Here is a 14,501-nt window from a genome sequence, read left to right as displayed (position 1 = left end):
GTCGCGCGATACCCTTCTGTCACCATGGCCGTCCACTCCTCGCACCCGGTCTCGGCGCCCCCGGCAGCCCCGCCGCGTGAGCGGACGAGCCACATCCTGCTGCGGGGATGGTGCATCGCCCTCCTGGTCATCACGCTCTCGGGAACGGCGCTCCCCCTCGCCTTCGGCGTCCCCGTCGCCGCGGCCATCGGCGTCGTCAGCTTCCTCGTGTCGGTCATCCTCTGGGTGACGATCCGGCCTCGCGTGCAGTGGCCGCGGTTGCCCTGGTACGCGCTGGCCTACCTCGTCTGGGCGCTCGCGTCGATCCTGTGGACGCAGTGGCGGGAGGCGACCCTGACCACGGTCGCCCTCCTGATCGTGACGACCGTCGGCGCACTGTTCGTCGGGGCGGTCCTGACCTGGCGCGAGGTCGTTCGGGCCCTGGCATCCGCTCTCAAATGGATGCTGGCGCTGTCGATCCTCTTCGAATTGTGGGTCAGCGTCATCTGGCGCGGACCGATCCTGCCCCACTTCGAGCGCCCCGTCGGCCGCGTCGCCGACCCCATCGTCCTGTGGGTCCGCGACAATCTGCTCGACGGCGGTCGCATCCAGGGCGTGTTCGGCAACTCCAACGCACTCGCGTACGTCGCGCTCCTCGCGATCGTGGTCTTCGCGATCCGGATCGCCTCGCGCGCACCCCGTCGCCCCGTTCTCGTTCTCTGGCTGCTGCTGGCGGTGTACCTCTTCGTTCGCGCCGGCTCCGCGACGGCGACCCTCTCCGCCGTCGCCGTGATCGTCGTCCTGCTGACGGTCCTGGTCATGCGGACGACGACGCGGGCCGGTGAGCGCACGCGCTACTACATCGCCTATGTCGTCCTCGCCGTCGGCGGCCTCTTGGCCGCCTGGCTGCTGCGAGACCGCATCTTCACTGTTCTGGGCCGCTCGAGCGACCTCACCGGCCGGGAGAGCATCTGGCAGAAGGTGCTCGAACGCGCCGTCGAGCACCCCGTGACCGGATGGGGCTTCTCCACGCCGTGGATCCCCACCGACCCTGCGTTCGACGGATGGATCATCGACCACGGCCAGACCGTCATGCAGGCGCACAACATGTGGGTGGACGTCTTCCTCCAGCTCGGTGCCGTCGGGGTCGTCCTGATCGCCGCCGCCTACGTCGCCTTCGTGTGGCGGTCCTGGTTCTTCGCCGTCGATCGCCCCAGGTGGGATCTCGTGTCCGACCGCCCCTACACCGCAGTGACCCTGCTTCCGACCCTGACCGGCGCGATCCTGCTGGTGCAGGGCTTGGCGGAATCGACCCCGCTCCTGAACTGGGGGTGGTTCCTGCTCATCCTCTTCGCCTTCAAGATCAAGCAGGCACCGCTGGTGGGTCGTGGACCGTCGGAGGAACGTCTCATCGGCGAACAGGGCGACAGGCCCGCCGAGTGATGAACCCCGGCCTCGTCCGCGTCCTCGACGTCCTCCGATCGAGCGACTTCGCCGCCGCTTACGCGAGCGCGACGATCGGCGCCCTGTTCGCCACGCACGCGCTGCGTCAGCTCATGGGCGACGCCGGATTCGGCGCCGTCACGACGTCACTGTGCGTCATCGGGGCGGGAATGATCATCGCCCGCCGGCGGGAATTGCGTCTCGTCGAGATCATGCCGACGACGCTGGCCCTCCTCCTCATCTGGCTGCTCGCCTCGTTCCTCTGGGGCCCGTCCGCATCGCAGACGTTCGCCGGCTGGCTGCAGATCGCGGTCCCGACCTTCCTCGCGGTCGTCGTCGCGCAGCTGCGCGACACGCTTCAGACCGTCCGCTCGACCGGTGACGTCCTCCGCTTCCTGCTCGCGTTGTCGCTCGGGCTCGAGATTCTCAGCGGCATCCTCCTCGACGTACCGATCCGCATCCTCGGCATCGGCGGCAACCTCGCCCTCGGCGGCCCGATCCAAGGCGTCTTCGGCACACGCACCGTGCTGGGCGTCGTCACGATGATCGCGCTCATCACGTTCCTCGTCGAGTGGCGGACCCGCTCGGTCGCACCGGGGGTATCCCTCTTCTCCGTGATCCTCGCCTCGGCCCTCGCCGTCTTCACGGATTCCCCCATCGTCCTGGTGATGGCCGTCGTCACCGTGCTCGCGACGCTCGTCCTCGCGCTGCTGCGGCGGGCGCCGGTGCGGGCACGACCCGCCCTTCAGCGGGTGATCGGCGGAGCTGTCGCCCTCGGGCTCGTCCTGACATACGTCTTCCGCCGCCCGCTCGTCTACTGGCTCAACGCGGAGCCGGACTTCCTCGTGCGATCGCGACTGTGGAACGCGGCACTCGACCTCTCCGAGAGCAGGCCGGTGCAGGGATGGGGATGGGTCGGCACGTGGCCCGACTATCTCTCGCCGTACTCGTACATCCGGCTGATCGCGGGGCGCGACCACGGGTCCGCTCTCAACGCCTGGGTGGACATGCTCCTGCAGGCGGGCGGCGTCGGCGTCGCCCTCCTCGCCCTGCTGGCCGGCTTCGCACTCGCCCGCTCGTGGATGAGCGCGACCGAGCGACGCTCTACGGTCTACACGTGGACACCGCTCGTGCTCATCATCCTCCTGGCCGACTCGATCGTCACGAGCGCACTCCTCGGCGGCTTCGGCTGGTTCCTCCTCGTCGTGTGCAGCGTCAGCGCGTCGAAGGTGCGCGGGTGGCGTCGGGACCTGTCCGAGCGCGTCGGCGGCTGAGGCGGGTTTCGTCTCGCGGTTATAGTTGAGGGCGGGAGCCCTGCGGATCCGCTCGCGTGTCGTGCTGGTCGAGCGTTGGACGGCGGCTCGCCGAGAGCATCCGCGCGGACGGCGAGCAGACTGCGGCCCCCGCCGATGATCAGCGATGGGAACCAGAATGACGGACGGCACTGCACTCTTCTCGATCATCGTCGCGATGTACAACGTCGAGCCGTACCTGCCCGCCTTCCTCGACAGTCTCGACGCGCAGAGCACAGACCTCGGCGAGGCCGAGATCGTGTTCGTGGACGACGGTTCACCCGATGACTCTCGACGGATCGTCGAGGAGTGGGCCGCGAGCCGCGAGGCCCGCACCGTCATCGTCGCTCAGGAGAACCAGGGTGTCGCCGCCGCCCGCGAGGCCGGCACCGCCCACGCCGGCGGGACCTGGATCACCTACGCCGACCCGGACGACGTGCTGGAGCCCGGGTACCTCGGCTCGGTGAGCGAGGCGTTGCGATCGGCCTCCGACGCGGGCGTCGTCCCCACGATCGTGTCGACGCGCCTCATCTACACAGACGACACCCTCCTCACCCGACGCGACACCCACCCGCTGCGCAAGCAGTTCGACGGCGGGCGACGCATCGTGTCACTCCGCGACGATCCTCAGCTCATCAAGCTGTCCGCAGCGACGTCGTTCCTGCGCCGCGAGGACGTGCTTCGAGCCGACATCCATTGGGACCACCGCATCCGTCCGAACTTCGAGGACGCCTCGTTCATCGCCCGGTACCTGCTGACGTTCGACGACCCTCAGGTTCTCGTCGTCCCCGAGGCGCACTATCTCTACCGGCGCCGGACGGCGACGAACTCGCTGACGACCACGAGCTGGCAGCGCGTCGAGAAGTACCTCGATGTCCCGCGATTCGGATGGCTGGCGATGATGGAGGACGCGGTCGCTCAGCGCGGGCACGTGCCGGTGTGGATGCAGAACACCGTCCTGTACGACATCTACTGGTACTTCCACTACGACGCGCAGATCCACAGCCCGACCCGCTGGATCCCGCAGGACGTGAAGGACCGCTTCCTCGAGACCGCGTCCCGGGTCCTCCGCCTCATCGACCCCGAGGTGATCGCGACCTACCGGATCACCCCGTTCTCGCCTCAGCTGCGCGCGGTCCTCATGTCCCTCGGGGGCCACACGCTGCCCCTCTCCCCCGTCCACCTGTGGCGCGCGGACCCGGGCAATCGTCAGGCGCTGGTGAAGTACTACTTCGCGGGCGACCGGCCGACCGAGGAGTTCACGGTCGGGCGCGAGCAGGTGGTGCCGTCGTACGCGAAGGACCGCGTCATCGTCTACTTCGGCCACGACGTGCTGTACGAGCGGATCCTGTGGCTCGAGCCGCGCGAGGGCCTCACCATTCGTCTCGACGGCCAGCGTGCCGAGATCCGCTACAACAGCCCCGGGGCCCACGAGCTCGCGGTGTCGAACGAAAGCCTCCGCAACCGCCTGGGCATCACCGAGCGAGCGCGCCGGCTGCCCGCTCCCCCCGCTGCTGCCGAGAAGCGCACCCAGGACCTCCTCGGTGCACGCATCCGCAAGCGCGCCGCCCAGGTCGGCCGCATCGTCCGCGGCGAGTCGGTCTCCGCTCGCCGCCCGTGGGCCGCCGCCGCGCGTCGAGCCGCGCAGACCCCGCCCGTCCGCGACCGCTACGCCGGAGCCTGGGTCTTCATGGACCGCGATGTCCAGGCTCAGGACAACGCGGAACACCTGTACCGCTGGGTCCTCCAGAACCGTCGCGATGTGAACGCCTGGTACGTCCTCCGCAAGACCAGCTCCGACTGGGCCCGACTGAGCCAGGAGGGGTTCCGGCTCGTCGACTTCGGCTCCACGGAGCACTTCATGTTGATGCACCACGCGAAGTTCCTCATCTCCTCGCACGTCGACCAGTACGTTCTGCAGCCGTGGAGCACGAAGCTCCTGCGAAAGCGCGACTGGCAGTTCGTCTTCCTGCAGCACGGCGTGACGAAGGACGACATCTCCCGCTGGCTCAACCGCAAACCCATCCGCCTCATCCTGACGACCGGACAAGCGGAGTTCGACAGTTTCGTCGACGACGGGACGCCGTACACCTTCACGACGCGCGAAGTCGCCCTGACGGGCTTCCCACGGCACGACGCCCTGGCGCAGAAGGCCGCGACCGTGCCCGCGGCTGAGCGCGACCTGGTCCTCGTCATGCCGACCTGGCGCGAGTACCTCATGACGAAGATTACCGACAAGGGAACGGTGCGCGGGCTGATCGACGACTTCGACGACTCGGTCTACGCGTCGCAGTGGCGCGAGCTCCTCGCCCGACTCTCGAAGGACCCGGCGCTGGCCCAGCAGGGCTGCCGCGTCGGCTTCGTGCCCCACCCCAGCCTCGAGCCGCACCTCGACCGACTCGGGGTTCCGCCGGGTGTCGAGGTCTTCCGCTACCGGGACAACGACATCCAGTCGGTCATCTCGCGTGCCCGACTCCTGGTGACCGACTATTCCTCTCTCGCGTTCGAGGCGGCGTACATCGGGACACCCGTCGTCTACTTCCAGTTCGACGCCGAGCAGTTCTTCGAGGAGCACCCGCACCGCGCGGGGTACTTCGACTACGCCGACAACGGGTTCGGGCCGATGACGCATGATGCCGACGAGGCGGCCGCCGCGATCCGCGAGTCGCTCACGACGCCGGAGTCGACGGCTGTCTACGCCGACCGGGCGACGACGTTCTTCATCGACCGGGACGGCAAGAACTGCGAGCGCGCCTTCGACGCCATCCGCTCGATTCGCTGACAGGCGCGGCCACGTAGACTTGGCCGATCCCCTCCGAAAGCGGTGACTGCTCGTGCGTGAACTCCTCCGGGCGAGTCGGGTGCTCCGTTGGCTCCGCGCGCAACCCGTCGCGCTGCCCTACCGCATCCTGCTCCGGATCACTCGGGTCCGGCCCGAGCGGTTCCTCTTCCTCTCCGACTCCCACCTCGGCTTCACGGGGAACATGGGTTTCGTCCGCGACGAACTGGTACGACGGACGCCGGAGGCACAGGTGGCGGGTGTCTTCAAGCCGCATCTGACCGCCCGACGGCCCGTGCGCGATGTCATCCGTCTGCCGTGGCTGCTGGCGACGAGCGGAACGATCGTGGTCGACGACTTCTACCCGATCATCTATCCCCTGCCCATCCGTCGAGGAGCACGACTGGTGCAGATCTGGCACGCGGCGGGCGCTTTCAAGCAGGTCGGCCACAGCCGCGCCGGGCTCCCGGGCGGGCCCGTGCCGGGGAGCGACATCCACCGCAACTACACGCACGTGCCCGTCAGTTCCGAGGCCGTGCGTGCCGACTATGCGGAGGCCTTCGGGATCGACGTGTCGCGCGTCCAGGCACTCGGTGTGCCGCGCACCGACGCCTTCTTCGACGCCGACGACGTGGCGGCGACGCGCACACGCGTGCGCGCCCGCCTCGGCGTCTCTGACGATGCGCGCCTCGTCCTGTACGCCCCGACCTTCCGCGGCAACGGTCAGCGCTCGGCGCGCCCGGAGGAGTCCGCGGACTGGGGGCGGGTCGCCTCCGAGCTCGGCGACGGATTCCGGATCGTGGTTCGACAGCACCCCTTTGCGGCGAAGTCCGCGCCACCGCTCCCCCGCGACGTCCTCGACGGCGGATCGGAGGAGATGAACGACCTGCTCATGGCCACCGATGTCCTCGTCACCGACTACTCCTCGTCCATCTTCGAGTTCGCCCTGCTGCGGCGACCGATCGTCTTCTTCGTGCCGGACATCGACGACTACGCCGGGTCGCGATCGTTCTACCGCCCGTTCGAGTCCTACGCGATCGGGCCGGTCGTGCGCGAGCCCGCAGGCCTCGCGGCCGCCCTGCGAAATGCGCGAGTGGATGAGAGCCTCCTCGACGCGTTCCTCGAGGAGTTCTGCGCCGCCCTGGACGGGGGATCGACCGCTCGGATCGTCGAGCGGATGCTGCTCGCCGCCCCGGAGCGCGTCATCGTGGACGAGGAGGCGGTGGCACCCGGCTCCGTCGAACCCACCCGTGCCGAAGGAGCGATGGGACTCCGAGTCGCCGTCGCGCACCTCGCCCGCATCGTCCTGGGCCTCGCGTACGCACCCCTCAAGCTCCTTCCCGTGCAGCGGAAGGTGGTCATGATCAGCCGCGAACACCCCGTCGTCCCCGACGACTTCACCGACCTCGCCGCCGCCCTCACCCGGCGCGACGGCGATGTGCGCGTGGTCATGCTCGTCCGCATGGTGCCCCCCGGCATCCTGCGGAAGGTCGGCTACGGCTTCCACCTCCTGCGCCAGCTGTACCACGTGGCGACGGCACGCGTTCTGATCATCGACACATACGCGATCGTCGCAAGCGTCCTCCGTCATCGCGATGAACTCACGGTGATCCAGATGTGGCACGCCCTCGGGGCGTTCAAGAAGTTCGGACTCAGCATCCTCGGGCGCGAGGAGGGGCGCGACAGGCGGCTGGCCGAGGCCATGCGCATGCACCACGGCTACGACATCGTCCTCACGAGCGCGGAGGACTGCCGCCCGGCGTTCGCCGACGCGTTCGGGACTCCGCTCGACCGGGTGCAGGTGGCACCGCTTCCGCGGGTGGACCGGCTCCGAGACCCCGCGCGCCGCGAGCGGACCCGCGAACGCATCCTCGAGTCGCTGCCGCACCTGGCCGGGCGGCGGATCGCGGTCTTCGCCCCCACGTTCCGGCTCGACGGCACCGTCGCCGTAGACGTCCGTGCACTCACCGAGTCACTCCGCAGTCAGGGCGTCCACACCGTCGTCAAGCTGCATCCCCTCATGCACGCGGACTTCGGGCCCGACGTCGACACCGGAGGCGACTTCTCGACGCAGGAGATGCTGGCGATCGCGGACCTGTTCATCACGGACTACTCGTCCGCTCTGTACGAGGCTGCGGTGCTCGACATCCCGACGTACTTCGTCACGCCCGACCTCGACGCCTACCTCGAGTCACGCGATTTCTACCTCGATTACCGCCGCGATCTGCCGGGGCCGATCGTTCGGAGCGTCGAAGAGCTCGCGAGCGCCGTCGGACGAGGGGACGCGTCTCCCGACGATGCGCAGCGATTCGCGCGACGTTGGGTTCAGGTTCCGGGTGACCCCGCTCCCGCGCCGGGTGCGACGCCGTGCGCTGATGCGATCGCCGACATCGTGGCCGCGCAGCTCGCACCTCCGCGCAGCTGATCAGAGGGCGGGCGTCGCCGCCGGTGTCCGTTCGATGCGGGTGAAGGATCTCTTGACCTGGGTCCGCAGCCACCGACGCGTCCGACGCTCAACCCACCGCTCGATCGCCGCAGCCAACAACAGGACGAAGGCGATCGCCGCGATGAGGACGACCCACTTGTTCAGGTAGGGGCTGAGCTGCCCGATGACCCACCAGCCCCAGAGCTCGTGAACGAGGTAGAGCGGGTAGGTGAGGGCACCCAGGTAGGTCATCCATGCGAGACCGCGGGACTGCAGTGGGGAGAGCGTCACGAGGGCGACCGACGCGAAGATGACGACCATGATGACCACCGCGACCGGTTCTTTGAGGTCGATCCCGGTGAGCCGCTCCGCGTTGGCCATGTCGTACATGATGGTCTGCTGGGCGGCGAGGATGCCGTTGCCGATGACGAGCATCCAGCGGAGGAGGTTCGACCCTCGCGAGTGGATGACATAGAGCATCATCCCCGCAGCGAAGAGGGACGCATACGCCGGCGAGAGGAACATCGCCAGGAACTGCATGTTCGACCGGTCCGCGATGAGCGCGGCCAGCGGCCACAGGAACGCCAGCCAGGTCACCTTCTCGACGGTCAGGTTCCGGCTCATGAAGATGCCCACGAGCACGTAGAACAACAGCTCGACGGCGAGGGTCCAGTAGACGCCGTCCACGTGGGGCACGCCAGCCCACTCCTGGAGCATCGTCAGGTTCGTGAGCACCTGGACGAACGTCACGCTCTTGCCGAGCTGGTCGCCCGCGATGAACTCGATGAGGATCGCCGTCAGGATCACCGCGGCCCAGTATGCCGGGAACAGACGCGAGACGCGCGCGGCGACGAAGTCGCCGACGGACCGCCCCTCGACCGACATCAGAATGACGAAGCCACTGATGAGGAAGAACAGCTGCACGCCCATGAAGCCGTACGCGCTGATTCCGGAGAGGAACGGAAAGTTCTCGTCGGGAGAGCCCTGCCATTGCGTGTGACGCCGAGCCGTGTAGTGGTACAGGACGACGGCGAACGCGGCTCCGAAGCGAAGCAGGTCGAGCAGCAGAAGACGCGGACGCGGGGCGACGTCGGCGGTGGCGGGAACCGGGAGCACGAGTCGCCATTCTAGCCATCACCAGTCTGCGGACTCGGTGCGAGCGCGGAACCGTCCCGTATCGCGCGTCGACGGTTCAGGCGGTGCGGCGGGAGATCGCCCGACGCGCGACACGCTTTCCCAACTGCGCGGCGACCCTGATCAGGCTGCGGAGCCGGAGTGTCCACGCGACCTCCGGATCTGTCACGGGCTTCCACACGCGAACGTCGCCCCGGCGGGACGGGATCGCCCACACCCCGACGGTCGCGCGGCGGTGCCGGTCCATCGTCTCGGTCATGGTCTCGCGCGCGCGGGCCCGCACGACGGGTCGTTCGCGACCATCCACCTCGATGCGATGAGGCACGCGATCGACGTCGGCCACGTGAACCTGCAGCAGATCCTGACCGAAGTAGTCCGGAGTCGAGCGCTCGACGTGAGTCGCCGCGATCACGCGCCCGCCCTCGTCGAGCAGGCGGATGCCGGCGCCCGCCGTGACGGGTGTGCTCACCCGCATGCCGCCGCCGCTATGCGATGCATACGACCCGATCCACGGCGGCAGGGGCCGCCCCGCCAGCAGCTGCAGCAGCAGCCGACTCTCCAGGGGGAGCGCCGTCGCGTCGTATTCGAAGAGTCGCTTCTCGGAGACGTACCGGGCGCATCCGGCGAGGGCGCGGAGGGTCGTCTCACGCTGTGCGTCGTCGAGCACCTCGGCGCGGCCGTCCGCGGTCAACTGGACAGGCAGCAGCCACTGGCACTCGTAGAGGAACATTGACTGCAGCCAGTCCGGCGGGCCGTCGTCGCCGCGTCCGCTCAGGAGCGGCTCGTACCCGTCGAGGAACCTCTCGTAGTACGCGCGCGGATCGGTCCGGAAGGCGTCGACCGCGGAATCCCGTGCGGCTCGGCGGCGATAGACATAGGACGCGGACGCGATAAGACCCAGTCTCGGCGCGCAGAGCCCGAGCAGATACTGCGCCACGAAAAGCGCATCCTCGGACGCATGCAGCCCTGTGCGGAACCGCACCCCGGCACGCCGCAGATCCGCCAACCGGAAGAAGGCCGACGCGACGTTGAGCTGGAAGACGTCCGGGTGCTCGAGCATCGACACGACACGGTCGCCTCCGGCGAACCGGAAGCTGAGCGCGTGCACGTCCTCGGGCACGGGTGCGGGCTCGCGCAAGCGGAGCAGCCGTGCCGACGCGAGGTCGATGTCGCCGGCGCGCGCTGTCAAGAAACGTGCAGCGGCCGCGAAGTAGTCGTCGGCGAGCAGGTCGTCGGAGTCGGGGAACGTCACCCACTCCCCCGTCGCGGCATCCATCCCGCGGTTGCGCGCCGCGCTGACCCCGGCGTTGTCCTGACGCACCAGGACACCCGTGACCGACGTCGAGGCCAGCCAGCGCTCCACCATGCCGGCCGAGTCGTCCGGCGAACCGTCGTCCACGAAGACGACGTCCAACTCGTAGGGCCCCGGATCCTGCGCGTCGAGCGATCGGAGCAGGTCCGGAAGGTACCGTTCCACGCGGTGGAGCGGCACGACCGCCGTGATCGTCACCACGATGGCCACCGTCGTCGCTGCATCCGCTCAGTTTACGTCGGCTCCTTGGCTCGTCTCGCGGGGCGGCGAGGAGGCGGCGGATAGGATGGACCGTCCCCACCCGAGGAGCACCATGCCCACTCAGAGCCGAACCGTCGCCGTCGTCCTGGCGGGCGGGATCGGGGTCCGCGTCGGCCTCGGCATCCCCAAGCAGTTGCTGAAGATCGCCGGAAAGGCGATCGTCGAGCACACACTCGAGGCGCTCGAAGCGAGCGAGGACATCGACGAGATCCTCGTCATGATGAACGCCGACTCGATCGGCGAGCTCGACCACCTCATCGAGAGCGGTCGGTTCGGCAAGCTCAGCCGCATCCTCCCGGGCGGTGCGACGCGCAACGACACCACGAAGCTCGCCATCTCGGTGCTCGACGGCGACGACACGAAGGTGCTCTTCCACGACGCCGTACGCCCGTTCATCGATGCGCGGATCATCAGCGACTGCGTCCGCGCGCTCGACACCTACGACGCGGTGGACACCGCGATCGCCTCCGCCGACACGATCATCGAGATCGATGCCGCGAGCCTCATCACCGCCATACCCGACCGGTCGCGGCTGCGACGCGGCCAGACGCCGCAGGCCTTCCGGCTGGGCACCATCCGACGCGCCTACGAGCTCGCCGAAGGCGACCCCGCCTTCCGCGCCACCGACGACTGCGGTGTCGTCTTCACCTACTTGCCCGACGTTCCGATCTTCGTCGTCGAGGGGACGCCGGAGAACATGAAGGTCACCGAGCCGATCGACGTCCACATCGCCGACAAGCTCTTCCAGCTGCAATCGGCGAGCCTGTCGATGGAGAGGCTCGTGCGTGAGCTCCCCGATCTCACGGGAGCCGGAATCGTCGTGTTCGGCGGCAGCTACGGCATCGGGGCGAGCATCGTCGAACTCGCTCGCGCGCAGGGCGCCGACGTCATGGAGTTCAGCCGCACCTCCACCGGCACCGACGTGCGCTCGGCATTCCAGGTGGGTGATGCCCTGACCGAAGCGGCCCAGAAGATGTCGCGCATCGACGCCGTCATCGTCACCGCCGGTGTGCTGCGCATCGGACCGCTCGTGGAGACGTCGCAAGAGGACCTCGAGCACACCATCGAGACGAACCTGCTCGCCCCGGCGATCATCGCCCGCGAGGCGTATCCGCACCTCGCCCGCCACGGCGGCCAGGTCGTCCTCTTCACCTCCAGCTCGTACACACGAGGTCGCTCCGGCTACGCCGCCTACTCGGCCACGAAGGCCGGTGTCGTCAATCTCACCCAGGCTCTGTCGGAGGAGTGGGCCGCGGATGGTGTGCGGATCAACTGCATCAATCCCCAGCGCACGGCGACCCCGATGCGGACCGCCGCGTTCGGATCGGAGCCGGAGGGCTCGCTGCTGGACGCCGAGGACGTCGCGAAGGTGACCGTCGGCATCCTGGGCTCGGAGCTGACCGGCCAGATCGTGACCGTCCAGGTGTCGGAGATGAAGAACCTCCGCTAGTTCGGCGACGTCGTCGGCTCCCGAGCGTCAGGACTCGAGGATCTCTAGTGCCTCCGCGATGGGGCCGTCGAACACGACGTCTCCCTTGCGCAGCACGATGCCGCGGGTGCAGAGTTCCTTGACCTGTCCCTTGCTGTGGCTGACGACCATCATCGTGACGCCCTGATCAGCGAGCTCTTTGAGCTTCGCGTTGCACTTCGCACGGAAGGGTGCGTCGCCGACCGAGAGGACCTCGTCGACGAGAAGGACGTCGAGTTCGACGTGGATCGCGACGCTGAACGCCAGGCGCATGAACATGCCCGACGAGTAGTGCTTGACCTCCTGGTCGATGAAATCGCCGATCTCGCTGAAGGCGACGATCTCGTCGAAGCGCGCCTTGGTCTCCTTCTCGCTCATCCCGAGGATCGCCGCGTTCAGGAAGACGTTCTCCCGGCCCGTCAGGTCGGGGTGGAAACCCGCCCCGACCTCGATCAAGCCGGCGACCTTGCCGCGGGTGAGCACGCGCCCGGAATCGGGCTCGAGGACGCCCGAGACGAGCTTGAGCGTCGTGGACTTACCCGAACCGTTGAGGCCCATGACAGCGACGGACTCGCCTTCGCCGATGGAGAACGACACGTCCTTCAGTGCGTGGAACCTCGTCGAGCGCACGGGCTGGCGGCGCACCGCGGCGATGAAGGCGTCCTTCATCGAGCGGGTGCTTCGCTTGCTGAACCACTTCGACACGTGGTCGACGATGATGCGGGGCTGGGGCTGAAGTGAAGTCGACATCACAGGTCCTGTGCGAAGCTGCGCTCGAAGCGCCGGAAGACGAACTGGCCGATGACCAGCGAGAGGATGACCACGCCGATGGCAGCCACGACGTGCCACTCGAACTGAGGCGGCCAGTCCAAATTGATCGGGCGGGGCTCAGCGTCATTGACGACCGGGAGGGTGCCCCAGAAGGCGTGGTGGTAGAGCTCGACGCCCACCGCGAGCGGATTGGCCATGTAGAGGTCGAACAGCCACGGTACGTGGTGGCTGCTCGTGACCTTCTGGACCATCTCCCAGGTGTAGAGGATGGGCACGGACCATGTGGCGATCGTGCGGATGATGTCGACGATGTTGCTCGCGTCGCGGAAACGGACGTTGACGGCCGAGAAGAACAGCCCGAGTCCCATCACGAACGTGACGACGAGCAGGATGCCGAGAAGGGCGAGACCGACCGACGCGAACGACGGCAACCACCCGAAGAGCAGGCTCACCACGATGAGGACGGCCAGCTGCGGGAGGAAGTGCGTGAAGGTGCCGATGATGGCGGCGAGGGGGAAGAGCTCGCGCGGAAGGTAGATCTTCCTGACGAGGGCCTTGTTGCTGACGATCGAACTCGTTGCGGCCGACATGGTGTCGTTGAAGAGGTTGACGAGCACGAGACCGCTGAACAGGTAGAGCGGGAAGGCGGGCACCTTACTGTGCAGGCCGAGGATCTGACCGACCACGAGGTAGTACACGAGGAACTGGACGGTCGGGCGGACATAGGACCAGAACCATCCGAGGACCGAGTTGCGGTAGCGCAGAGACGTGCTCTTGCCGATGAGCAGGCGCAGCAGGTAGTGATACCGGAAGACGTCGAGGATGCCTCGGCCACGCCCCGGGGTGTCGTAGGCGCTGTAATCGATCTGGGTCACAAGGTTCCTCGCGGTGTCGTGATGCCACCGGGGTCTTCGCCACCGGGTAGGCCATCCGCCATCCTAATGGACCGCGAGCTTGGCCTTTCCGGTGAGCACGGCCCGGATCAGCGCAGGTAGTCCCCGTGCACCCAGCCGGTCCGGGTTCCCGCAGTCACCTGGAACCAGACGCCGCTGGTCGCTGTGACGGTGACGACGGTTCCCTTCGCGAGGGTCGTGATCTTCGCGCTCGAGGTCGAGGCAGCACTCCGCATGTTGACGGCGGTCGTCGTGGTCTTCCGCGTGGACACCGGCGCGGTGGTCACCGCACTCGCGAGCACCCACCCCGTCGAACTCCCCGACGTGACCGCACGCCACCCCGAATACGAATCGACGATCGAGACCTTCGCCCCCTTCGCCAACGACACCACCGACGCCGTCGAACCCGACGCACCCGCACGCACCGTCACCGCCACCGTCGTCGTCGCCGACACCGGAGCAGACACCGACGGCTTCTTCGCGACCAGACGCTTACTGTCGACCCAGCCCGTCGCCCCACCCAGCTTCACCTGAGTCCACGCACCCTCGACCTTCACGACCGAGACCTGATCACCCTTGCGCGCCGTCGCCGTCATCCCACTCTGACTCTTCTGCGGACGCAGATGCACCACATCCGTCGTGAACATCGACACCGGCGCGGTGGTCACCGCACTCGCGAGCACCCACCCCGTCGAACTCCCCGACGTGACCGCACGCCACCCCGAATACGAATCGACGATCGAG

Annotated in this window: 10 protein-coding genes; 5 read left to right on the top strand and 5 right to left on the bottom strand. The window is 67.9% G+C overall.

Annotation, left to right across the window (positions count from 1 at the left end; all coding sequences use genetic code 11):
• The first annotated feature begins 24 nt into the window (after positions 1-24).
• The 4 genes from ACIQLK_RS12430 to ACIQLK_RS12415 all read left to right on the top strand — a co-directional run bounded on the left by ACIQLK_RS12430 (position 25) and on the right by ACIQLK_RS12415 (position 7,918).
• Positions 25-1,422, top strand: coding sequence for an O-antigen ligase family protein (locus ACIQLK_RS12430; protein ID WP_400365105.1), 1,398 nt, complete (start codon positions 25-27; stop codon positions 1,420-1,422).
• Positions 1,422-2,696, top strand: a complete 1,275-nt coding sequence (locus ACIQLK_RS12425) for a hypothetical protein (protein ID WP_400365577.1) — start codon at positions 1,422-1,424, stop codon at positions 2,694-2,696. Before ACIQLK_RS12430 ends, ACIQLK_RS12425 begins: the two co-directional genes overlap by 1 nt.
• Before the next feature lie 157 nt (positions 2,697-2,853).
• Positions 2,854-5,496 carry a CDP-glycerol glycerophosphotransferase family protein gene (locus tag ACIQLK_RS12420; RefSeq protein WP_400365104.1) on the top strand — a complete coding sequence of 881 codons (2,643 nt, stop codon included), beginning with the start codon at positions 2,854-2,856 and terminating at the stop codon, positions 5,494-5,496.
• A 52-nt stretch (positions 5,497-5,548) separates the two neighbouring features.
• Entirely contained in the window at positions 5,549-7,918 is a 2,370-nt protein-coding gene (locus tag ACIQLK_RS12415) for a CDP-glycerol glycerophosphotransferase family protein (RefSeq protein WP_400365103.1), read from the top strand.
• Here ACIQLK_RS12415 and ACIQLK_RS12410 read toward each other — a convergent pair whose 3' ends face one another.
• The gene (locus ACIQLK_RS12410; RefSeq protein ID WP_400365102.1) at positions 7,919-9,034 is read right to left on the bottom strand and encodes an acyltransferase family protein; all 1,116 of its coding nucleotides are present in this window, start codon (positions 9,032-9,034) and stop codon (positions 7,919-7,921) included.
• 76 nt (positions 9,035-9,110) lie between these two features.
• Positions 9,111-10,565, bottom strand: coding sequence for a glycosyltransferase family 2 protein (locus ACIQLK_RS12405; protein ID WP_400365101.1), 1,455 nt, complete (start codon positions 10,563-10,565; stop codon positions 9,111-9,113).
• A gap of 112 nt (positions 10,566-10,677) precedes the next feature.
• Here ACIQLK_RS12405 and ACIQLK_RS12400 point away from each other — a divergent pair, with 112 nt between their 5' ends.
• The gene (locus ACIQLK_RS12400) at positions 10,678-12,075 is read left to right on the top strand and encodes an SDR family NAD(P)-dependent oxidoreductase (RefSeq protein ID WP_400365100.1); all 1,398 of its coding nucleotides are present in this window, start codon (positions 10,678-10,680) and stop codon (positions 12,073-12,075) included.
• 27 nt (positions 12,076-12,102) lie between these two features.
• On the opposite strand, the gene ACIQLK_RS12395 is transcribed toward ACIQLK_RS12400, so the two are convergent.
• The 3 genes from ACIQLK_RS12395 to ACIQLK_RS12385 form a co-directional block, all read right to left on the bottom strand.
• Positions 12,103-12,843: an ABC transporter ATP-binding protein gene (locus ACIQLK_RS12395; protein WP_400365099.1), complete on the bottom strand. Its 741-nt coding sequence runs from the start codon at positions 12,841-12,843 to the stop codon at positions 12,103-12,105.
• Positions 12,843-13,739 carry an ABC transporter permease gene (locus ACIQLK_RS12390; RefSeq protein WP_400365098.1) on the bottom strand — a complete coding sequence of 299 codons (897 nt, stop codon included), beginning with the start codon at positions 13,737-13,739 and terminating at the stop codon, positions 12,843-12,845. Before ACIQLK_RS12390 ends, ACIQLK_RS12395 begins: the two co-directional genes overlap by 1 nt.
• A 107-nt stretch (positions 13,740-13,846) precedes the next feature.
• Positions 13,847-14,501 (bottom strand): SH3 domain-containing protein (locus tag ACIQLK_RS12385; protein ID WP_400365097.1); only part of this gene is annotated, 655 nt, incomplete at its 5' end.

It is taken from the genome of Microbacterium sp. NPDC091382 (genome assembly GCF_044757025.1).
In the GTDB taxonomy this organism is placed as follows: domain Bacteria; phylum Actinomycetota; class Actinomycetes; order Actinomycetales; family Microbacteriaceae; genus Microbacterium.
The sequence above is the reverse complement of the archived record's forward strand: the minus strand, read 5'-3'. Positions and strand labels throughout refer to the sequence as shown.